Raw genomic sequence first — 514 nt, forward strand, 5'->3', positions numbered from 1 at the left:
TTATGCCCGCATCCGTCACGAACGCTACCTGAATGGCCAGACCCGGGCGCAGGGCATCACCAGCTGTCCGACCCTCTCGCCGGGTCAGGTACTGAAAGTCACCGGCGGGTATGAAGTGGCCGACGTGTTTGCGCAGGGCGTGTTCATCACGGCGATGCATACGTATGCCCGCCGTGATAAGGACTTTGCGGTTGATTTTGACGGTATTCCGGACTGCCCGGATTTCAGCTTCCGCCCTGAGCCTGGGGCACGTCCGGTAATGGCGGGCACCTTACCGGCCCGCGTCACCAGCACCACCGAAAATGACACCTATGGCCACATCGATAAAGACGGACGCTACCGCGTCAGCATGCTGTTCGACCGCGACAGCCGGGAGACCGGATTCGAGAGCCTGTGGGTGCGCCAGTCCCGTCCGTATGCAGGGGGCACCTGGGGCCTGCACCTGCCGCTGCTGGCGGGCACCGAAGTGGCGATTGGCTTTGAGGACGGTAACCCGGACCGGCCGTACATTGCC

The 514-nt window shown here is 63.2% G+C and carries 1 protein-coding gene; it reads left to right on the forward strand.

Features of this window, described 5'->3' with window-relative positions; translation table 11 throughout:
* Nucleotides 1-514, forward strand: a 514-nt coding sequence (gene vgrG, locus LDK53_RS22950; protein ID WP_225288163.1) for a type VI secretion system tip protein VgrG, incomplete at both ends; no start/stop codon positions are given.

Origin of the sequence: Enterobacter sp. K16B (genome assembly GCF_020216105.1) — a bacterium.
GTDB classification, from domain to species: domain Bacteria; phylum Pseudomonadota; class Gammaproteobacteria; order Enterobacterales; family Enterobacteriaceae; genus Enterobacter; species Enterobacter sichuanensis.